General features: G+C 39.9%; 25 protein-coding genes. 9 read left to right on the forward strand and 16 right to left on the reverse strand.

Annotated features, from left to right (window positions below; translation table 11 throughout):
- The first annotated feature begins 57 nt into the window (after positions 1-57).
- The 4 genes from BVC88_RS14660 to BVC88_RS14675 all read left to right on the forward strand — a co-directional run bounded on the left by BVC88_RS14660 (position 58) and on the right by BVC88_RS14675 (position 2,693).
- Positions 58-384 carry a HesB/IscA family protein gene (locus tag BVC88_RS14660; RefSeq protein ID WP_075351466.1) on the forward strand — a complete coding sequence of 109 codons (327 nt, stop codon included), beginning with the start codon at positions 58-60 and terminating at the stop codon, positions 382-384.
- Between the two features lie 190 nt (positions 385-574).
- The gene (gene gcvT, locus BVC88_RS14665) at positions 575-1,669 is read left to right on the forward strand and encodes a glycine cleavage system aminomethyltransferase GcvT (RefSeq protein WP_075351467.1); all 1,095 of its coding nucleotides are present in this window, start codon (positions 575-577) and stop codon (positions 1,667-1,669) included.
- The gene (locus BVC88_RS14670) at positions 1,666-2,376 is read left to right on the forward strand and encodes a 2-phosphosulfolactate phosphatase (RefSeq protein ID WP_075351468.1); all 711 of its coding nucleotides are present in this window, start codon (positions 1,666-1,668) and stop codon (positions 2,374-2,376) included. The genes gcvT and BVC88_RS14670 overlap by 4 nt, the downstream gene beginning before the upstream one ends.
- Before the next feature lie 80 nt (positions 2,377-2,456).
- Entirely contained in the window at positions 2,457-2,693 is a 237-nt protein-coding gene (locus BVC88_RS14675; protein ID WP_075351469.1) for a YdcH family protein, read from the forward strand.
- Between the two features lie 172 nt (positions 2,694-2,865).
- On the opposite strand, the gene BVC88_RS14680 is transcribed toward BVC88_RS14675, so the two are convergent.
- The 4 genes from BVC88_RS14680 to BVC88_RS14695 all read right to left on the reverse strand — a co-directional run bounded on the left by BVC88_RS14680 (position 2,866) and on the right by BVC88_RS14695 (position 6,437).
- Complete coding sequence (locus BVC88_RS14680; RefSeq protein WP_075351470.1) at positions 2,866-3,660, reverse strand: 3-keto-disaccharide hydrolase; 795 nt, start codon at positions 3,658-3,660, stop codon at positions 2,866-2,868.
- A 318-nt stretch (positions 3,661-3,978) separates the two neighbouring features.
- Positions 3,979-4,737, reverse strand: a complete 759-nt coding sequence (locus tag BVC88_RS14685) for an SDR family NAD(P)-dependent oxidoreductase (protein WP_075351471.1) — start codon at positions 4,735-4,737, stop codon at positions 3,979-3,981.
- A 70-nt stretch (positions 4,738-4,807) separates the two neighbouring features.
- The gene (locus BVC88_RS14690; RefSeq protein ID WP_175574426.1) at positions 4,808-5,146 is read right to left on the reverse strand and encodes a nucleotide pyrophosphohydrolase; all 339 of its coding nucleotides are present in this window, start codon (positions 5,144-5,146) and stop codon (positions 4,808-4,810) included.
- A 22-nt stretch (positions 5,147-5,168) separates the two neighbouring features.
- Positions 5,169-6,437, reverse strand: a complete 1,269-nt coding sequence (locus BVC88_RS14695) for an aminotransferase class V-fold PLP-dependent enzyme (protein ID WP_075351472.1) — start codon at positions 6,435-6,437, stop codon at positions 5,169-5,171.
- A gap of 148 nt (positions 6,438-6,585) precedes the next feature.
- Between BVC88_RS14695 and BVC88_RS14700 the strand changes: the two genes are divergently transcribed.
- The 3 genes from BVC88_RS14700 to BVC88_RS14710 are packed head-to-tail and all read left to right on the forward strand — an operon-like array spanning position 6,586 to position 9,532.
- Positions 6,586-8,124: a sulfatase family protein gene (locus BVC88_RS14700; RefSeq protein ID WP_075351473.1), complete on the forward strand. Its 1,539-nt coding sequence runs from the start codon at positions 6,586-6,588 to the stop codon at positions 8,122-8,124.
- On the forward strand, positions 8,121-9,158 hold the full coding sequence (locus BVC88_RS14705; RefSeq protein ID WP_075351474.1) for a zinc-dependent alcohol dehydrogenase family protein: 1,038 nt from the start codon (positions 8,121-8,123) through the stop codon (positions 9,156-9,158). Before BVC88_RS14700 ends, BVC88_RS14705 begins: the two co-directional genes overlap by 4 nt.
- 11 nt (positions 9,159-9,169) lie before the next feature.
- Entirely contained in the window at positions 9,170-9,532 is a 363-nt protein-coding gene (locus BVC88_RS14710; protein WP_075351475.1) for an iron chaperone, read from the forward strand.
- Between the two features lie 126 nt (positions 9,533-9,658).
- Here the strand turns inward: BVC88_RS14710 and BVC88_RS14715 are convergent, their stop codons facing one another.
- The 8 genes from BVC88_RS14715 to BVC88_RS14750 form a co-directional block, all read right to left on the reverse strand.
- Positions 9,659-10,042, reverse strand: a complete 384-nt coding sequence (locus tag BVC88_RS14715) for a PIN domain-containing protein (RefSeq protein ID WP_075351476.1) — start codon at positions 10,040-10,042, stop codon at positions 9,659-9,661.
- Positions 10,039-10,245 carry a type II toxin-antitoxin system VapB family antitoxin gene (locus tag BVC88_RS14720; RefSeq protein ID WP_075351477.1) on the reverse strand — a complete coding sequence of 69 codons (207 nt, stop codon included), beginning with the start codon at positions 10,243-10,245 and terminating at the stop codon, positions 10,039-10,041. The genes BVC88_RS14715 and BVC88_RS14720 overlap by 4 nt, the downstream gene beginning before the upstream one ends.
- A gap of 61 nt (positions 10,246-10,306) precedes the next feature.
- The gene (locus tag BVC88_RS14725; protein ID WP_075351478.1) at positions 10,307-11,779 is read right to left on the reverse strand and encodes an ATP-binding cassette domain-containing protein; all 1,473 of its coding nucleotides are present in this window, start codon (positions 11,777-11,779) and stop codon (positions 10,307-10,309) included.
- A 42-nt stretch (positions 11,780-11,821) separates the two neighbouring features.
- Complete coding sequence (gene dtd / locus BVC88_RS14730) at positions 11,822-12,274, reverse strand: D-aminoacyl-tRNA deacylase (RefSeq protein WP_075351479.1); 453 nt, start codon at positions 12,272-12,274, stop codon at positions 11,822-11,824.
- A complete protein-coding gene (locus BVC88_RS14735) occupies positions 12,271-12,990 on the reverse strand; it encodes an NAD-dependent epimerase/dehydratase family protein (protein ID WP_075351480.1) in 720 nt (239 codons plus the stop codon). Before BVC88_RS14735 ends, dtd begins: the two co-directional genes overlap by 4 nt.
- Positions 12,987-13,535, reverse strand: a complete 549-nt coding sequence (locus tag BVC88_RS14740) for a thioredoxin family protein (protein ID WP_245803654.1) — start codon at positions 13,533-13,535, stop codon at positions 12,987-12,989. The genes BVC88_RS14735 and BVC88_RS14740 overlap by 4 nt, the downstream gene beginning before the upstream one ends.
- A 108-nt stretch (positions 13,536-13,643) precedes the next feature.
- Positions 13,644-14,057: a YkvA family protein gene (locus tag BVC88_RS14745; RefSeq protein ID WP_075351482.1), complete on the reverse strand. Its 414-nt coding sequence runs from the start codon at positions 14,055-14,057 to the stop codon at positions 13,644-13,646.
- A gap of 2 nt (positions 14,058-14,059) precedes the next feature.
- Positions 14,060-14,581: a DUF7935 family protein gene (locus tag BVC88_RS14750; RefSeq protein ID WP_075351483.1), complete on the reverse strand. Its 522-nt coding sequence runs from the start codon at positions 14,579-14,581 to the stop codon at positions 14,060-14,062.
- Between the two features lie 110 nt (positions 14,582-14,691).
- Between BVC88_RS14750 and BVC88_RS14755 the strand changes: the two genes are divergently transcribed.
- Positions 14,692-15,009 (forward strand): HesB/IscA family protein, encoded by a 318-nt coding sequence (locus tag BVC88_RS14755; protein WP_075351484.1) that lies wholly within the window; start codon positions 14,692-14,694, stop codon positions 15,007-15,009.
- A 35-nt stretch (positions 15,010-15,044) separates the two neighbouring features.
- Positions 15,045-15,539 carry a DUF6265 family protein gene (locus BVC88_RS14760; RefSeq protein ID WP_075351485.1) on the forward strand — a complete coding sequence of 165 codons (495 nt, stop codon included), beginning with the start codon at positions 15,045-15,047 and terminating at the stop codon, positions 15,537-15,539.
- 3 nt (positions 15,540-15,542) lie between these two features.
- On the opposite strand, the gene BVC88_RS14765 is transcribed toward BVC88_RS14760, so the two are convergent.
- From BVC88_RS14765 to BVC88_RS14780, 4 genes are read right to left on the reverse strand one after another with little or no spacing between them, the layout of a single operon-like run.
- The gene (locus BVC88_RS14765) at positions 15,543-16,001 is read right to left on the reverse strand and encodes a DUF4268 domain-containing protein (protein ID WP_075351486.1); all 459 of its coding nucleotides are present in this window, start codon (positions 15,999-16,001) and stop codon (positions 15,543-15,545) included.
- Between the two features lie 2 nt (positions 16,002-16,003).
- Positions 16,004-16,888: a ChaN family lipoprotein gene (locus BVC88_RS14770; protein WP_083639114.1), complete on the reverse strand. Its 885-nt coding sequence runs from the start codon at positions 16,886-16,888 to the stop codon at positions 16,004-16,006.
- Positions 16,881-17,246 (reverse strand): dihydroneopterin aldolase, encoded by a 366-nt coding sequence (folB, locus tag BVC88_RS14775; protein WP_075351487.1) that lies wholly within the window; start codon positions 17,244-17,246, stop codon positions 16,881-16,883. The genes BVC88_RS14770 and folB overlap by 8 nt, the downstream gene beginning before the upstream one ends.
- Positions 17,246-18,232 (reverse strand): DivIVA domain-containing protein, encoded by a 987-nt coding sequence (locus tag BVC88_RS14780; RefSeq protein WP_075351488.1) that lies wholly within the window; start codon positions 18,230-18,232, stop codon positions 17,246-17,248. The genes folB and BVC88_RS14780 overlap by 1 nt, the downstream gene beginning before the upstream one ends.
- Positions 18,233-18,235 lie beyond the last annotated feature (3 nt).

Consider the following 18,235-nt stretch of genomic DNA (forward strand, 5'->3'; position numbering starts at 1 on the left):
TTCAGGAGAAAGGCTGTTTTGCCCCTGATTGAAAATAGAATTTAAAGTTACAAAGATATGATTATCGTTTCCGACAAAGCCAAAGCGCGAATTTTGGAGCTCAAAAAAGAAGAAGGAAGAACTGAAAATGAAAATATTCGGGTCTCTGTTAAAGGTGGTGGTTGCTCCGGATTGATGTATGATTTAGGTTTTGATGCCACCCAAGTAGAAACCGACCACGTATTCGAAGATAAAGGCGTAAAGATCCTAGTGGACCGCAAAAGCTTACTTTATTTAGCTGGTACTACTTTGGAATTTACAGATGGATTAAATGGTAAAGGCTTTCAATTTGTCAATCCTAATGCGAACCGAACCTGCGGATGTGGTGAAAGCTTCTCCGTTTAATTTTAATTTAACGAACTCCTGAAAGGCAGCCTAAAAGCTGTCTTTTTTTTTGCCTGATTTCCAGTTGAAACAAAATTTTATGCTTAATTAAAAAACTAAACCACAACTGATCACTTTTACAGTAAGGGTTTCCCCAATTTCCCCTTCAATCCTTACCTTTGCCCACGTCAAAAATAACAATCCCAAATTCATGGAAGATCAAATCAAGAAAATTCAACTTAATGACTTGCACATTGCCCTAGGTGGCAAAATGGTGCCTTTTGCCGGCTATAACATGCCCGTTCGATACAGTTCTGATAACGAGGAGCATCTGTGCGTAAGAAATGGAGTTGGAGTATTCGATGTGTCTCACATGGGAGAGTTTATGGTAGAAGGGCCAGAGGCGTTGAACCTTATTCAAAAAGTAACTTCAAACGATGCTTCCAAGCTTGTGGATGGTCAGGCGCAATATTCTTGCTTCCCTAATGAAACTGGCGGAATTGTGGATGATTTGATCGTTTACAAATTTGCAGATGAGAAATATATGCTCGTTGTCAATGCTTCCAATATTGATAAAGATTGGAACTGGGTCAATCAGCATAATACCATGGGTGCAAAGCTGACAAATATTTCAGACGAGCTTTCACTATTCGCAGTTCAAGGACCAAAAGCAATCGAAGCGGTACAATCATTGACTTCCGTGAATCTTTCTGATGTGAAATTTTACCATTTCACAGTTGGTGATTTTGCAGGAAAGCAGGACGTAATCATTTCGGGAACGGGCTACACCGGATCAGGAGGATTTGAAATCTATGTAAAGAATAAGGATGCGGAGGAAGTTTGGAATGCCATTTTTGAAGCTGGAAAAGACTATGACATCAAGCCGATCGGCTTGGGTGCTAGAGATACTTTGCGTATGGAAATGGGCTATTGCCTGTATGGAAATGACATCACCGACACCACTTCGCCTATCGAGGCTGGTCTGGGATGGATTACCAAATTCACTAAAGACTTCACTAATTCTGAAGCACTGAAAGCACAAAAAGAAGCTGGGGTTACCCGTAAATTGGTTGGGTTTGTGATGCAAGAAAGAGGGATTCCTCGTGGACACTATCCAATCGTGGACGCAGCCGGTGAGTTAATCGGAGAAGTAACTTCAGGTACGCAATCTCCGAGCATGGGAGTTGGGATCGGAATGGGGTATTTGAAAACAGAATTTGCAAAACCTGGAACAGAAATATTCATACAAGTTCGAAATAAGAACCTCAAAGCTCAGGTAGAGAAATTGCCGCTATTGAAAGTATGAACAAAGTAGAAATCTGCTTCAGTCCTGAGCTGATTCATCTTCATTCACTTGAAAATAAAATTGTGGTGGTAGTCGATATCTTTCGAGCTACCTCCACGATGATTGCAGCTTTGGCTAATGGCATAAATGAGATCAAAACCTTTGCTGATCTGGAAGAATGCAGACAAATGTCAAAAGAAGGCTATTTGATTGCGGGGGAACGAAATGGTTTGACTGCAGAAGGCTTTGAATTGGGGAATTCCCCTATTGCCTATTTGGATGATGCTTTCAAAGGACGTAAACTCGCTATGACCACCACCAATGGCACCTTGGCAATCTCAAAATCAAATGGAGCTACTGAGATTTTGATTGGTGCCTTTCCAAATCTTTCAGCGACTGTTTCCTATTTACAATCCAAGAAGCAAGACGTTTTGATCCATTGCGCAGGCTGGAAAGGCATGTTTAATTTGGAGGATTCGCTTTATGCAGGAGCTTTGGCAAAAAGTCTTGAAGCTACGCACGAAGCAGCTGAAGATGGAGCGCTTGCAATGAAAGCTCTTTTTGAAAAGGAAGGGCATGATTTAAAAGGTTTTCTCTCGCAGGCCTCCCATGCCAAGCGACTCCAAAATCATAATATCGAAGCAGATATTGATTTTTGTCTAACTCTTGATTTGTTTGGGATGATTGGAATTGTCCAAAACGATGTTTTGAAAGGGATTGAAGTATAAAAAAATAACCAAACTGACTTTTGTCAGGAATTGGTAGCGGAAATGACTTTATTATTGTCTTGAAATAAAATTTAAAGACAATGATCCAAAAACATCAATTAATCGAAGAATTTCCTGAGCACGCTGATAGAATCCATGAATTGAAAGAGAAGAACTCGCATTTCAAAAAATTATTTGACGAATACGATGATCTCGATCATGAAATCTATCGAATAGAAACTGATTCTGAGCCTGCATCAGATGAAACACTGAATAAACTTCGTTCCGAGCGGGTAAAACTAAAGGATGAACTTTATCAGATGTTACTAACCCTATAAATAAATAGAGCCTGTGGAAACCCTCAGGCTCTATTTAGTTTAATTCTGCATTATTCTTGTGCCGATTAAAATGTGATATTTTTTTTCTCAAGGCTCTTTTTCATGACTTCTGTGAGAACTTCGTCAGTTTAATTAGTCCGATATATTAAAGCAATTAAAAGTGCTTCTGTCTTTATTTCATTGCCAGAGGTCTCAGTTCCACCTTTCTGAAAAATATCTCTGCTCCTTCAGATTGAATTTGAATACGCCCTTTACTTGGTTTTACATTGGAAGCATGATTTACTAATACTCCATTCAAGTAAATCGTAATCTCATCGCCCTTAACAACGCATTCAACTTTATTCCACTCTCCTACCTGTTTTTCCACGTCCTGAGAACCACGGAAATCAATCACATCTTTCCAGTTTGGATCACGTCCATACCAATTGATCCGGCCGCGATTTATAGTTGCAAGTTCACCTTCGGGCTGAAAAACATAAGAACTTCCCTGCTTTTCCGGAGCCACCGGACTCGTAATACTGAAATTCTTACTTCCATCGCCTACCACAATAAAATCGCCTGTTCCACCTTCTATCAACTGGCATTCAATAGAATTCATCCAAATTCCATCAGACGCTCCATCCTCTCCTACCGAATGTAAGAGAATTCCAGAATCTCGGGCATTTTGCAATCTAGGAGCAAAAGTTTTTCCACCCCATTTGAATTCTACGATGAGCCGATAATTCTCAAATTCTTCATTTGTTGTGATTCCTCCCCATTCCTCCCCAGAAATCCTGATCATTCCATCCTGGACCGTGAAGACATTTTTCGGATCAATGTTCCTTCCTCGATTTTGCACAAAAGTGTACCAACCATCGAGGTTTTTACCATTGAATAAGATGACTTTACTTTTTATGTCTGATTTGCCTTGGGAAAAGGCTAGCGAAGTCATAATCATCAAAAGTGATAAAAGAATAACTTTTTTCATGTGTTTATAATTTTTCTATTTGGCCCCATAGCCTGCCCCGAACTTGTTTCGGGGGAATCTCGCATTTCGATCCAGATAGCAATCGGGACTTCCCACTTTGTGACGTTATCGCCATGCTCGATTTCATATGTTTATAATAAGATTTTCAATGGTCATATTGCCTGTCCCGAGAATCGAGAGAATGCCCTAATCCCGATATTTATTGGGACTTTCCTCTATGTTAGAACTTTTCTTATGGGCATTTTATTGGGAGTTTTGGGTTTAAAAGAAATGTCACTTACAAGATTGAGGAAGGAGAGTTTTTTTGATTCAAAGTTCCTACTTAACCAAAATCCCCCCATCGATCGTATAAGCCGAACCAGTTATCCAAGATGCTTCATCAGAAACCAAGAACAAGGCCAAGAAAGCAATATCTTCCGGGCGTCCTAGACGCTTCATCAACGTATTATTGGCTGTTTGCTGCACGATGCTATCAGGGTCTTCAAATGCTTTAGCTGAATCCCAAATCAAGGGGGTATCGACCGGACCGGGACAAATCGTATTCACCCGGATCGCTGGTCCATAATCCAATGCCATTTCTTTCACCAATGCAACCAGAGCTGCTTTACTCGCACAATAGGCTGCATGGTTGGGAAAACTTTTAAACGCTGCAATCGAACTATTTGCCAGGATAACCCCCTTGCCATTTTTCTGCATCTCAGGTATCGCAAACCTACTTAGATAAAATACGGAGTTCAAATTAGTACTTATGGTTTCATTCCATTCTTCAAAGGAAATATCTGTCACCGATCCCAATCCTAACTTCCCGGCATTAGTCACGACAATATCCAGTTTTTCAAAATTATGAATTGCCTCACGTACGAGCGTCTCATTCACTTTTATTTGAGAAATATCCCCAGCTATAAAAACCGCCTTTCCACCCTGTTGAATTAGATTTTTCTCCAAATCTTTACCCCTAAATTCATCACGACCGCTCAAAACTACAGAAGCCCCTTCGCTTACAAACCGTTCGGCTATGGCCTTTCCCATGCCGCTTGTAGCTCCGGTTATAATGGCTGTTTTTCCTTGTAATCTCATTTTTTGGGGGTTGATTAAGAAATGATTTTTTATCCTATAGTCGAATAATACAAGCAATAGATCAGCATGTCTATTTCAACTTCTCATTATTCTTATGGCGATCTATATCTCGAATATTTTTCTTCTCAAAGTTCTTTTTCATCGCTTCCGTAAGATCTACTCCGGTTTGATTGGCTAGGCAGATCAGTACCCAAAGCACGTCTGCCATTTCATCTCCTAGATCTCTACCTTTATCGGATTCTTTAAAAGATTGATCACCATAGGTCCTAGACATGATCCGGGCAAGCTCCCCCACTTCTTCCATCAATATTGTCATATTGGTGAGTTCACTAAAATATTTAACCCCAACTGTTTTGATCCATTCATCCACTTGAGATTGAGCCTCTGCTATTGTTATTTCCTTTTTCATTTTGTGATTTTTCAAATCAAATTTATCCTAATATCTTCGCTATGGCCTTTACAAGTGATTCGATTTCCGCTTCCGAATTGTAAATATGAGTGGAAACGCGGATTGCATTCACTCCACTTTCTGGCACTTGACGGATACGGAAACCATCTTTGGCCAATTCAATTCCCATCTCTTTAAAATCCTTTAAATCGGTTTTAAAGGATATCATGGCAATTCGTGATTCTTTTTCTTCAGGAGTCAAGATTTGAATCTTAGTCCCCATGGTTTGAAGTCCAGTGTAGAGATATTCATTCAATTCCCGAATTCTAGACTCCACTTTTTGTTTCCCGATTTCTAAATGATATTTCGCGGCAGCTGCAGCACCCACATATAATGCTCTGCTTTGTGTTCCATAATCATAGCGGTGCGCTGTTGGATTCAAACCATAAAGAACCGGTGGATTAGTAGTCATATCCCAACCTGCATCAGAATAGCCTCCAATTTGAATCGCTTGAAGTTCTTCGAGTCGTTCCTTTTTCACATATAAAAATCCTGTCCCTACTGGGCCAAGCATCCACTTATGGAAGCAACCTGCATAGAAGTCACAACCTAATTCTGAAATATTCAAGTCAAAAGTTCCTGCACCATGTGCTCCGTCAATCGCAGAATAAATCCCTTTTGATCTGGCTAAATCAGCAATTTCTTTTATCGGAAATACCACTCCGGTCGTGCAAGTCACATGAGGAACGGCAATCACTCGAGTTTTAGAATTAATCAAATTTTTGATCGCTTCAAGATTTTTCGCTTGGGTATCTTGTGGTTCAAATGTTCGGATGATGATCCCATCAAGCTTAGCTCGATTCAGCCAAGGGAGACCATTTCCAACATGTTCGTGAGTGGTAAGAATGACCTCATCGCCTTTATTGAGAGGGAGTCCCCAAACCATGATATTTATCCCTTCGGTAGTGTTATGCGTGAGACTGAGCTCATCCGTTTTGACTCCTAAAAAATCTGCAAGAAATGCTCTCTCCTGATCAAAGTGCCCATATTCTCCTGAGCTGTTAATTTCTTCCAAACAAGTATTCATTGCTTGACTGACGGCATAGGGTGCTGGTCCAAATGTTCCATTATTCAGATAAACCCTTTCTCGAGTCAATGGAAAGCCATTTCTGATTTCTTTCCAAAAATCGACTTCAGATAGCGAGTGGTCAATCAGTGAATTCGAAAAAACAGGAGACGAATTGCCTATAAATACCCCTGAAGCAAGAAAACTCGCACTTAGTTTTTGCAGAAATCGTCTTCGATTAGACATGATCACTTATTGGTTGGGATAAATAATTCACATTTTATATTTCAAAAATGAGTTTCAAATTACGACTAGTACCTAGAATTCCGATGGTAAATTCATGAAAAATTTAGATTAAATTGATTTTTTGAAAAAATCCTTTAGTGTGAAAACAATGAAAAATAAAAACTCTAATCACTTAAAATTCTTTCTATTGATCTGGGTTTTCTTTGGAAATATTTATTCCCCCTTTGCACAGCAAAGAAATGAGGAACTTCCCAATGTGGTTCTGCTTTTGGGCGATGATCACGGCTGGGATGAAACTGGCTACAATGGCCACCCTTATTTGAAGACTCCGGTTTTGGATGAATTGGCAGAGGTTGGGATTCGTATGAATCGTTTCTATTCCGCATCACCGGTCTGCTCCCCTACTCGCGGAAGTATTTTAACTGGTCGCCACCCAAATCGTTACGGAACCTTTACTCCCGGCTTTTCTATCCGTCCTGAAGAAATAAGTATTGCTAGGCTGATGCAGGCAAAAGGTTATGCGACTGCTCATTTTGGAAAATGGCATCTCGGCCCAGTCAAAGCAGAATCACCAACCAATCCAGGCGCAATGGGATTTGATGAATGGCTTTCGCACGATAATTTCTTTGAGCTGAACCCATACCTCTCTCGAAATGGTGCAGATCCAGAATTATTCGAAGGCGAAAGTTCGGAGATCTTGGTGCGAGAGGCAATGACCTTTATAGAAAAGGCAAAAGCAGCTGGGAAGCCTTTCTTCGTCGTGATTTGGTACGGTTCTCCCCATGAACCATATAGTGGATTGCCAGAAGATTTAGCCCTTTATTCCAATCTTCCAGAGACATTTGGAAATAGGCAAGTTCAACTCACCTCCAATGAAACGGGCATGCCAGTCAAACGTCTTCAGCGGGAAGTTTTGCAGGAGCGATTTGCAGAAATCACCGCTATGGATCGAAGTATTGGAGAATTAAGGAATTATCTAAAAACCAAAGAACTCAAATCAAACACCCTACTTTGGTATTTTGGGGACAATGGGACTCCGCAAGAGGCAAATGCAACCGTCCCTTTTCGTGAGCAAAAAGGGAGTATTTACGAGGGTGGAATTCGTGTGCCAAGTGTTCTGGAGTGGCCAGATGGCCTACCAACCGCTTTACAAAGTAATGTAAACATGAATAGTGCTGATGTTTTCCCAACGCTGGCTTTCCTCATTGGAGAGCCATTACCGAAACGACCCATTGATGGAATCAATCTTTTGCCTTTTCTTTCCGGAGAAAAACTGGAAAGACCTAGTCCAATGCTATTTTGGAACGGAAGCCCAAGAAATTTACCCCTGAAAGAGCTCAAAGCTTATTTGGATCCAAAACTCCAAGAGGGTACTTCTCCGATGGTCAAATTGATGAATGGAAAGGCAACGCGTGATTTTAGAAACTACATTCAAACGGACATTATTCCCACAGATTTTCATGGCGATCGAGCGATCATAAACAATCAATACAAATTGGTTTTGACCGAAAATAAAGCTGGTGAAACCCAATTCGAATTGTTTGATTTGCTCCAAGATCCAGCAGAAACCAAAGACTTAAAAGAACTTTATCCAGAACTCACTAAAGAGATGTCCAATCAGCTTCGCATTTGGCAAGAATCTGTTTTAAACAGTTTATTGGGAAATGATTATAAAAAAAATAAATGAAAGCACTCCTCTACGAATCCTTCCAATCCCAACCCATCATAACCCAAGTTCCTGATCCAAGTCCAAGCAAATCGGGAGTAGTCATCGAAGTAAAAGCCACAGGTCTATGCCGATCTGACTGGCATGGCTGGATGGGGCATGATGAAGACATTCAGCTCCCACATGTTCCTGGACATGAATTTGCCGGAATAATTAAGGCAGTCGGTAGCGAAGTGAGAAATTGGAAAGAGGGAGATCGGGTTACCGTTCCTTTTGTATCGGGTTGCGGAAAATGCCCGGAGTGCGCATCTGGAAATCATCAGGTTTGCGATGATCAGTTTCAGCCGGGATTTACAAATTGGGGTTCCTTTGCAGAATTTGTAGCAATCGATCGCGCAGATATCAATTTAGTGGAGCTTCCAGAAACGATGAATTTCCAAACAGCGGCAAGCTTGGGTTGTAGATTTGCGACCTCATTTCGAGCTGTGGTAGATCAAGGGAAAGTAACCGGCGGCCAATGGGTAGCGATTCATGGATGCGGGGGCGTTGGCCTATCAGCTATTATGATTGCTACAGCGTTAGGAGCGCAGGTCATCGCAATTGATATTGACCAAGAGAAATTGAAATTGGCCAGAAAAATCGGAGCAGTAGCCACTATTGAAGCCAGCAATTCGAATGTGGTAGAAGTGGTTCGTGAAATTTCAAAAAGAGGAGTCCATGTTTCGATCGATGCACTTGGAAGTCCTCAGACGCTTTTCAATTCTGTTTCTTGTCTGCGAAAGAGAGGAAAACACATCCAAGTAGGTCTTTTACTCGGTGATCAAAAAAACAGTGCCATCCCAATGAATTTGGTCCTTTCGAATGAATTGGAAATCTTTGGAAGTCATGGAATGCAAGCTTGGCGCTATCCTGAGATGATTCAAATGATCACGGCAGGAAAAATGAACCCGGAATTATTAATTGGCAAATCCATAACTCTGGAAGCTGCTGTCACAGCATTAATGAAAATGAATAAATTTCAAGATACAGGTGTCACGTTAATCGATCGTTTTTAAATCAAGAAATTATGATGAATCCCAAAGCTTCATCTGTTGCCGAATACTTCAGCTGGCAAACTGAGACCATTCAGGAAAAACTTCAATCTATCCGTGAGACGATCGCAGCAGTAGTTCCGGAGGCCAAAGAGGTAATCAGTTATCACATGCCAGCGTTTAAGACTTCAGAGGTGCTAGTCTATTATGCAGCCATGAAAAAGCATATCGGATTTTACCCGCATTCCGAAGCAATCATTGTTTTCAAAAAGGAATTAGCCCCCTATAAAACCTCCAAAGGAGCAATTCAATTTCCTTTGGATCAACCAATACCTTTAGATTTGATCAGGGATATCACGATTTTTAGAAGAGAACAGGTAAGGGCGAAAAAAGAATAGAAAATCAACTCAAAAACAACTTCAAAGGTCTTTATCCAAGCCTAAACTATCAAAAGTATCAGCCTCTTTAAAACGAACTGAACATATTTTTGAACAAATTCTTTCAGAAGAACTTTTTCAATTAATTCAGATTTGAAAAATATTCTTCGGCTCCAAAAACGCTAAAATCTTCTTATCCAAAGTCCAGATTTTCAAGTCGAATTGAATTGCTGTAAAAATAATTACTGAATCTATCAGTCCAATTCCCCGGCTCAAAAGCTTTTGTTCTCTGGAGAAAATGCCAGCTTCAAAGATTAATCCCGGGCTATCCAAAATCTTCATTTGTGCAAAAAATTCCTGGATCATGGCCACTTCGCGCTGCCCTTTGGCTCCCTGCATTAATTCAGCAAAAATCAGCTCAAGGGAAAAAATATCAGTGCTATCAATCAAATCTAACCCAGTTTGAAAGTAGACTGGGTTTGCCTTAAAAAATTCGATCCAAACTGATGTGTCAATTAAAACCCGATTCATTTCTGGTTTAATTCACGAAGTTCACTTGCTCCATAGTAAAACTCCAATGGCTCAGCAGCAATTTCTTCTGAGAGATTTCGCATTTTTTTTCGTGTTCGATATTCATTCAAGGCCATTTTGAGCGCCTCTGTAATGTTCTTTGAGCCAGAAAGCTCCATTACTTCTTTGATTAATTCATCTTCAATTAGAGCTGTGACTTTCATAGGATTATTATTTAATCCAAAATACGATACATAATCGTATAAGTTTACTTTTTTGATATAATTATCCTAAATCGAAAATCTGATCCACTGCCTCTGGTACATCTTCAGTATAATGACTCACATATATCAAGGTAATGTCAGTGAGTTCGCAGATTTTTTGAATGGTTTCCTTGAATAGTCTCCGCTGAAGCTCATCCATTCCCTGTGAAGCCTCATCCAGGATCAGAAGTTTGGGCTGTTTGATCAGCGCTCGGGCAAGCAGAGTCCAGCGTTGATTTTCCAGAGAAAGTCGACTGATTGGTATAGTTGAAAAAGATTCCAATTGGAAAAGCTTCATCCAAGATTCGGTTAATGCCTCATGTTCCGCTGATACTTTTTTGAACAAACCCATGGTATCAAAAAGACCGGAAAGAATCACCTTTCTACAAGTTTGGTTGGAAGGAAAAAATCGACTGAGTTCCGGCGCGACAAAACCTGTAGGTCCCTTCACTTCCCAAATGCTTTCTCCAGTTCCTCGTTTTCTTCCAAAAAGCCAGAGATTCTGAGCATATGCTTGGGGATTTTCTCCGATCAAAAGACTGATCAAGGTAGATTTTCCGCTTCCATTTTTACCCCGAAGCAGCCATCGCTCTCCTGAGCTCACTTCCCAATTGAGATTTTTCAGAATCTGCTTTTCCCCGTATTTGATTGAGAGATTTTCAAGGCGAATTACCTCCGTATTTTCACTTGATCTTTTTGGCAACAGGGAATCTAAAAGTCCCCAATCGAAAGAAAAAACTGGTTCTTCTTTATTCAGTAGATGAAAATCTTTTGTTAGCCAGATTTCTTCGATTCCTCCATTATTCAACTTGGCTACATGTGTGATCCCCTCAGGAATCTCATTTGAGGAAGTAGTCAGAAGCACATGGACTCCTTTAGCTATGATCGCTTTCAAAATCTCTCCAAATTCGGCCCGGCTTTTCACGTCCAAGCCCGTCATCGGCTGATCCATGAGATAAATCTTTGGCTGTCGCATCAAGCCTACTGCTATGGCAAGGCGACGTGTTTCGCCATTTGACAACTTGAGTAAGGACTTGTCCAACAAGCCTTCAAGCCTGAGCAAGCTGGAAACATTTTCAATATTCCAAGGACCTTGAATCTTTGGTTGAATCTCTTTCAAAGTTTCACGAACCGTGGCTGATTCCTCGGATTCAGAGGAATTGAACCGTTGCTGAAAATAGAAATTTTGAAGGTTGGATCGATTCCTGAAAACATAGCGCTGAGACACATAAGAAATCAAATCTCGGAAGCTATGAACAGCTCCCTCCTCCTGCTTTTCAGCTGAATACTGACTTGCAAACTGCCGCTCGATTTTGCCGAAGGAATTGACGGTATTTCCTCGAATCGTTTCCAAAAAAGCAGTAAGCAAAGTGCCGGAATCCCCTATGATTGCCCAATGCGCCCCATTTTCCCAGTTAAAATTCAAGCCATGAAAGGTATGGGCACCTTTAAAAAGTATTTGTGCTTTGGAGATTTGTATCAGAAAGTCGGACAAGTAAAGACTAGGGTTAGTTGAATTCTCAACTTAGTGAAAAAATTATTTCCTATCCTTACTATCGATCAGAATTGTCACAGGTCCATCATTGATCAAGCTTACTTTCATATCCGCACCGAATTCACCGGTTCCAATTGGTTTTCCTAATTCGGATTCCAGCGTCTGAATAAAGCTTTCATAGAGCGGAATAGCAACTTCAGGCCTTGCAGCTTTTATGTATGATGGTCGGTTTCCTTTTTTGGTACTTGCATGAAGCGTAAACTGGGAGATCAAAAGGATTTCCCCTCCCACATCAAGCAAGCTTTTGTTCATGACTTCATTTTCATCTGGGAAAATCCGAAGGTTCACAATCTTCTTCGAGAGCCAAGAAATATCTTCTTCTGCGTCTGCTTCCTCTATTCCCACGAGGATAAGTAATCCATTCCCGATTTCAGCCTTTACTTTTCCTTCAATTTTTACAGCTGCTTCACTTGCTCGTTGGATGACTACAATCATTTGCTTAGATCTTGTAATTGTCCAGAACTGATAATTTCCACTGATTTGGAGTTTTGTTCCAAAGCTTTTCTAACCATTCCCTTTGCTACCTGATAATCATAAATCGGTCTAATATTTTTAAAAAGTTTTAACCACACTAACGGCTTCATTGCAATGGTTGCGAGTTGCTCCCCTAGTCGAAATTCTGATCTATTCCCTAATAACAGTGAAGGTCTGAAGAGCCCAACAAAGTCAAATCCTATAGCTTTCAAATCGTCTTCGGTTTTACCCTTTGTCTGACTGTAAAAAATAGAAGAATCACTGCTGGCACCAGATGAGGAAACGTATAGGAACTTAGCTGTTCCGAGAGATCTTGTCCATTTGGCAAATTCAATTACCATATCATGATCTATTTTAAAAAAATCTTCTTTGGAACCCGCTTGCTTGATGGTAGTCCCAAGCGCACAAAAGCCATGGATTTCCGCCTTATTTTCTATTAAGGCAATTCTTATTTGATGATTTTCGCCACCAAGATCTTCCTCGGATAGTTTCGAGTCCAGATCCCAAGTTTTGATCATATTCATATCACCGGAGATTTGGATCAGCTTTCCATGCTTCAAAGAAAGTTTCCTTCTACCAACACTTAGAACATAATCATAAGCTGGATTTTGCAATAATTGATGCAACAATTGCATTCCAACTAGACCGGATGTACCCGAAAGAATCGCGATTTTCATAGGTCGAAGGTAGACTTAAACAAATCCATTAACTCTCTTTCCAACGATTGATTTTTATCTTTTGCATACCACAAATGAGTCCCTTCGGAAAACTCCTTAGAAGAAACACCCATAGGATCTAATTTGTAAGCCTTTAACCTATCTTGAAGATATTTTGGTCTAGGTCCCCAAGTTCCTAATTCCTCTAGTTTATCATTTAGGACAATCAGTTTTGGGATTGATCTGGCCCCTTCGGTCAGATAGGCATCCATTAATTCCGGATTTTCATCTCTCAGAATCAATTTCAAATGAATATTTGGATTCAAATCTGTAAGCTTTGAAATATAAGGGATACTCTGTGCCGCATCTCCACACCATGCTTCAGTGATTACAAGAAAGACTATCGGGACAGAAATCGACTTGATCATTTCTTCCATTTCGGATGAGATCTTTGCAGTCTTATCCCAACGGTTCATCCGTTTCACATTCATTCTGGTGTATTCCAGATATCCCTCTGTCTGAATCGATCCCGTAGTTTTATTCAGTGTCAATAGTCTGTCAATCATTTCCCGATACTCAGGATACGTTTGGCTACTTTTAATTAATGTGGGGGTAATTAAATTTATTTGTTGGTCTAGCATCTTAAAACTTTTATCCGACCAAAACAGCCTCTTTTAGATTTCAGTTCTCTCCCACTCCAAAAATTCCTCAACTTCATCTTTTACTTTGGCATATATCGCCAAGACGACTGAAAAATCATCAGCGAACCCAATAAATCCCAAAAAATCTGGTACTATATCAATAGGGGAAACAAAGTAAATTAACCCCAACAAAACTAAACCAAGGGTACTTCCTGCCATTTTATGGGAACCGTTAAAGTGGGCTTTAGTCATTCGAATAAAAACTGAAACAGGCTCAACCAGCTTTACAACCGTAGGATGGTGACCAAATTGTACAAGCTTTTTTCCCACTCCGGAGATCAACGCCCGTACCTTTTCCTCCTGTCTGGCAAGATTCTCCACTTGCTTTCCAAACATAGATTTTGCCTTATCTAGCATTTCTGTAGCGTTTTTCTTGATGACTTTCATGATTAGAAGTAGATATTAACCTCAGACTTGACTTGCTTTAATGCATAGAGAACTGTATCGTTTTGTCTATCAAGTGATTGAGAAAATATAGCTTTTGCTAAATCTATTCCTTTACCTTCTCCATCGAGTTCTTGTCTACTCAAATTAATAATGGTTGTAACTTCCTCAACGGCTCTTTTGACAGCCTCCCAAGTTTCTTCTGAAAAGTAAACTTGCTGGGAAAAATTATGATTAAACTCTTCTCTAACTTCGGTCATCAACTGCGCATACAATTCATTTACCGTATATGAAGCAGGATTAGACCTTCTTACCAGATTATTAGGAGTAATCCGCTCCAGAAACAGACAAAGTCGCTCTGCGGCTTGAAGTCGAATTGGCAAAACAACTGTAGTATTCTTGGTTTTCAATTCAACCAGCATCTTCTCTTTTTCTTTTGACAAAAAAGAAACCACCACCAAATACATTCCATAAAGGACGATTCCGGCTGGAAGAAGAATTTTCAATAAATCAACGAGATAGTTCATTTTATAATTTTATACTCGAATTTGCACAATTAATTGACGACAGAAAATAAAGCAGCTTGTAAATTTGAATTCTAAACGAACCAAATTTCCTAAGATTTCATTTCTTCATCATGATTATCCCTATAAAAATCACTCCAAAAGCCGAAGCTGAGATTAAAAATATCATGGCAAACAAAAGTATTCCGGCTGATTACCACCTCAGAGTTGGAGTCAAAGGAGGGGGTTGTGGCGGGATGTCTTATGCATTGGGATTTGATAAACCTAAGCCTGAAGATCAAAAGTTTGATCTCGAAGGAATCCCAGTTTTAATTGAAAAAAGACATTATATGTTTTTGATGGGAATGCAGATAGATTTTTTTGAGGGAGATGAGGCCCGTGGATTCACATTCGTCAATCCGGATATTCCAAAAAGACACGATCAAGAATAATTTATTATTTTGAAGCCGATCTAATCAAAATTGCCATGAAATCTTCTCTCCTATTCGTCTTAATTCTATTATCAATTTCTGTATCTCAAGCGCAGGTTAAGAAGCTAGAAGAAGGACAAAACCCTGGAATAGGAAACTTAAGTCAACTCGAATGGCTAACTGGCTATTGGACTGGGGAAGGATTTGGAGGTCAATGTGAAGAAGTTTGGATGCCAGAGATAGATGGCCATATGATTGGCACCTTTCGATTTTGGTCTGAGGAGAAATTGGTTTTTACAGAATTTATGAACTTAGTCCAGGAAGGAGATACTTTTTCTCTGAAGTTGAAACACTACAATCCTGATTTGTCGGGATGGGAAGCCGACGGGGAATGGACTATTTTTAGACTTGTAGAAGTTGGAGAAAATAGTGTTTGGTTTGATGGATTGACGATGATCAGAACAGGTAATGAAATCAAACTTCATCTCGCAATGATAGAAAATGGAGTGGAGACCATCGAGGAATTAACCTATCGAAGAGGCTCACTTTGATTTTTAAAACCCTTCAAATCCAGGTTTCACATTCTCCCAAAAGTCATCTAGCCCAATAATTCTTGGTTTGAAAAAGGAGATGATTTCTGGCCAGTCTTTTTCATCCATGACATTTACTTGGGGAAGGATTTTCTCGATCTTACTGATAGGTTGCCCAAATTCATTGGAGGAAAGTAGTTTCCATTCCCAATCTTCGTTCAGACTATTTAGGAAAAGTTTTTTAAGCTGAACAAATTGATCAAAGTACAATTCCTGGAGCTCTGTATCTGCATGGCATATTTCTATTCCGATTGAAGCAAAATCTCTTTCTGCCTTCATCCTAAAATAGATATTCCGAATACCGGTTTTATAATTTGGCCAATTAACCCGGAATCCTGAAGCACTGGGCACTGGCTTCATATATTGACCAAATTTGATCCAAAACTCTTTTCGGATACGGGAAGTTTCTGCCCGATTATACATGCTTAATAAGATTCGTGGCTATCTGATGGTAAAACCAGAATGATTTCACCTGATTTTTTGTAATCAGGATTTAAGGTATCCAGTTGATCTTGGGTGACAGTATGGATATTCAACATCTTCAATTCCGGAAACTCCTTTTTCAAATACCATAAAATACCTTCTCCATCTTTGGAATGGTAAGAACCATTCACATGTAATATTTTATGACCTGCTGAAATAGAAGGAAAAAGTGATTCAGCCATCGTAGCATCTTTCAAGGCCTGCGCCTGAACCATAAAATCTGTATTCATAGGCCCTCCATGCATCATGTCTTTCATGGCAATGTAACCTGGCATGGACATATCAATCTCAAAAGGCAAGCGAGCAAAATATGATTTTGCTTCAAGACTTAAGCTATCTAAAGATGTAATGCCTGATCTGCTCACTAATGAAGCATATTTCCTAGGAACATTACTTGCAATGAATTTCAGATTATGATCTTTGGCAAATTGCATCAGAGGACGATAATCAGTTTTATAATTATTCCAAAGCTTTGCTTCTGTCTCAAAATTCTTTTCGGTCATTTTCCCCGCAAACCATTCATCGATATTGAGTTGATCATCACGCTCAAAAAACTCAGCAGCTAATACCAACTCGGGGTCATTTGCCGCCATTCCTTTTAAAACCTGCAATTGCAGCCAATGTGCCAGGCTATTATTATGCAATTCACCAAAAAAAGTAATATCTACTTTTTGGGTTCTCTTGAGTACATCCTGAAATTCTAACTTCTTCCCATCATTCGAAAAAAACTGGTACGCTTCACCTTGTGCTAGGGCATTTAAACAGAATGAAAAATTAGTAGAAGTTATAAATGAAACGATCAGAATAATTTTTATCACTTTAAGCATAATCATCAGGGTATTGGATTTGAACTGCAGAAAATTTCACCAAACCTCCTAAGGAGGGGTGATGTTTTTTCAGGGTGATTTTTATGCTTTTAACATCAGGATAAACTTTTAAAATATCTTCTACGATTAGATGTCCAAGATGCTCTAGCAACTTCACCTTTACCTCCATTCGAGCTTTGATTAGTTGGTACAGCTTTGCATAATCTACTGTATATTTTAATTCATCCTTTTTCATAGCTTCCGAAAAATCTGTGGTAAGTTCCAAATCGAGTGTAAAGCGATTACCGAGGATTGATTCTTCGGGGTAAGCTCCATGATAAGCATGAAATTCTATCCCCTCAAGTGTGACCTTACCCATTAGTCGAATTGATCAAAAAAGGATCCAGATTCATTTTTGGGATCCTCCGGTTTCTTTTTCTGACTTTCCTCAGGGACACTTTCTTCTGATTTAGGGATTTCTTCTTCCTTAATTTCTATCTCTGCCACCTCTTCTTGAATCCCCTCTACGGCTGCTGATTCCTCCACAGCGATTTCTTCAATTTCGACTTCAGCTTTCACTTCGATAGTTTCCTCTTCAACGGGAATCTCCATATCCGGTGAATCATCATGGATTTCAAGATCCAATTCTTCTTCGATTACTTCCATTTCTGCTAAAGGATCTGATTCATCGATAATTGGCGGAACAAATTCATTGCTTACTTCTGGTGCCAGATTAGCTAGATTCGCAAAGGTGAAGGCCTGTGATCTACTAAGCTCTTCGATCGCTCTTTGATGCGCTTTAGCATCAATACGGGAAAAATGAGCTTCTGACAGATCGATTTGATTTAGGGCATCTTGAGCAATTCGTTTAAGGCTTTTTACCATTGCCTCCCTTTGGTCAGCCAAACCTTCATAGGATCTTACCAAACCCTGCATGCTCTCTCTTAGCTCAACGATTGTTTCCTTGGCTTTCGTTTCGGCAGCTGAAATGATGGTTGCTGCATCTTGCTCAGCGATTTGCCTAGCAGAAGCTAAAATTTTATTTGCATGATTTGTTGCAGATTCTGCAGACTGGTTCGCTTCAGCTATAATCAGATCTGCGGCCTCATTTGCTTCTTCTATGATTGAAGCTCCGGTATCTTCGGCAGTTTTGAGAGTTCTGAAAAGCGAATCTTCTACATCTTTCAAGCGCTTAGCTTCTGCTTCTGTATTTTGGAGTTTGGTTTTCAAGTCCATATTCTCCTTGTGAAGAGCATCTACCACCTCACTGATCTCCTCTAAAAACGAAGTAACTTCTTTCTTTTCAAAACCTCTAAATCCGGTTTCGAATGACTTTTGCCTAATAGCTGCTGGTGTGATCTTCATGGG

Origin of the sequence: Algoriphagus marinus, from assembly GCF_001936475.1 — a bacterium.
GTDB lineage: Bacteria > Bacteroidota > Bacteroidia > Cytophagales > Cyclobacteriaceae > Algoriphagus > Algoriphagus marinus.